Source organism: Lentzea kentuckyensis (assembly GCF_002150765.1).
Lineage (GTDB): Bacteria > Actinomycetota > Actinomycetes > Mycobacteriales > Pseudonocardiaceae > Lentzea > Lentzea kentuckyensis.
This window is the reverse complement of the sequence record NZ_MUYM01000156.1, coordinates 1-1,779: the sequence shown is the minus strand read 5'-3', so window position 1 is coordinate 1,779 and position 1,779 is coordinate 1. Positions and strand designations below refer to the sequence as shown.

2 protein-coding genes are annotated in these 1,779 nt (G+C 65.1%); one reads left to right on the top strand and one right to left on the bottom strand.

What is annotated here, in order from left to right; genetic code table 11:
- On the bottom strand, positions 1-657 hold a 657-nt coding region (locus B0F77_RS44280), incomplete at its 3' end, for a metal-dependent hydrolase (RefSeq protein ID WP_086669058.1).
- 273 nt (positions 658-930) lie between these two features.
- On the opposite strand from B0F77_RS44280, the gene B0F77_RS44275 reads away from it, so the two are divergent.
- Positions 931-1,779: NADP-dependent isocitrate dehydrogenase (locus B0F77_RS44275; protein ID WP_086669057.1), on the top strand; the 849-nt coding region annotated here is incomplete at its 3' end.

Here is a 1,779-nt window from a genome sequence, read left to right as displayed (position 1 = left end):
CGGCGGCGCCACCGGGAACCACGTCTTGCCCATGATCGGGATCGGCCACAGCATCGGGCAGCCCTGCTCGGTGATCGCGTCACCGATGTAGTGCGCGAAACACCCGACACCGACCGCGATGCCGCACGCCGCCGCGGACGCGTTCGTCTGCGCGGTCCACGCGATCATCGCCCAGGTGATCCCCGCGGACACCACCGTGATCATCAGCGCGTCCTGCTTGGGGTTCCAGTCGTTCAGGATCCCGCGCACCGCGAGGCCGGCGAACACGAACATCAGCACCGGCAGCGCCCACTTCTGGCTGTTCTGCACGACCGCGGTGGTGAAGATGGCGGCGAACAACGCGAAGACGAGCGTGTGGGTGAGACCGCGATGTCCGCCGTCTCTGTTGGAGTCCCTCTTCAGACGTGTTGTCCGGTATACGAAGCTGCTGAGCGCGTTGATGCCCGCGGACAGGCCGCCGCTCAACGCTCCGAACGTGCGCGAGATGGTCGAACCGGGGTGGTCGAGGTCCGGCAGCAGTGCCGCGCCGGTGGCGAGAACCGCGCCAACGGCCCAGCTCTGCGGCGAGAGCTGGCCGATCGGGTGGCTCGACGCGAGTGCGGTGACAGCGCTCCAGGCGAGCAGCCCGCTCATCGCATGTGTTGGCCCAGTTGACACTTACGCCCCTTCTGATGATCACCCGACCGTGCCGACAGTAGTCGTTGCTTGAACGCCGCCGGACCGAAACTCGTGCAACGGCGCAGAAGATCGACTCGTGCCTGGTGAGCCCTCTCTCGTGGTGGCCGACGGGCGAGGGGACTACGGTTCACACCAATGGCGCAGTGGTCGCCGCGCCGGTTGAATCGATGTAACCAGGGTCGCAGGCACAGGGCGGCGGTTTACCAGTACGCTTGTCTTGCTTGCATCGTCGCGAGAGGAGCGCCCGGAGTTATGGGCAAGATCAAGGTTCAGGGCACCGTCGTCGAGCTCGACGGCGACGAGATGACCCGGATCATCTGGCAGTTCATCAAGGACAAGCTGATCCACCCGTACCTGGACGTCACCCTGGAGTACTACGACCTGGGCATCGAGCACCGGGACGCCACGAACGACCAGGTCACGATCGACGCCGCCAACGCCATCAAGAAGCACGGCGTCGGCGTCAAGTGCGCCACGATCACGCCGGACGAGGCGCGCGTCGAGGAGTTCGGCCTCAAGAAGATGTGGGTCTCGCCGAACGGCACGATCCGCAACATCCTCGGCGGTGTCGTCTTCCGCGAGCCGATCATCATCTCGAACGTCCCGCGGCTGGTCCCCGGCTGGACGAAGCCGATCATCATCGGCCGTCACGCGCACGGTGACCAGTACAAGGCCACCAACTTCAAGGTGCCCGGCGCCGGCAAGCTCACGATCACGTTCCAGCCGGAGGACGGCTCGGACCCGATCGAGCACGTCGTCACCGAGTTCCCGGCGGAGGGCGGTGTGGCGATGGGCATGTACAACTACAACAAGTCCATCGAGGACTTCGCCCGCGCCTCGTTCTCCTACGGTCTGCAGCGGGGCTACCCCGTCTACATGTCGACGAAGAACACGATCCTGAAGGCCTACGACGGCGCCTTCAAGGACATCTTCCAGCGTGTGTTCGACGAGGAGTTCAAGGCGGAGTTCGACGCCAAGGGCCTCACCTACGAGCACCGCCTCATCGACGACATGGTCGCCGCGGCCATGAAGTGGGAGGGCGGCTACGTCTGGGCGTGCAAGAACTACGACGGTGACGTGCAGTCCGACACGGTCGCGCAG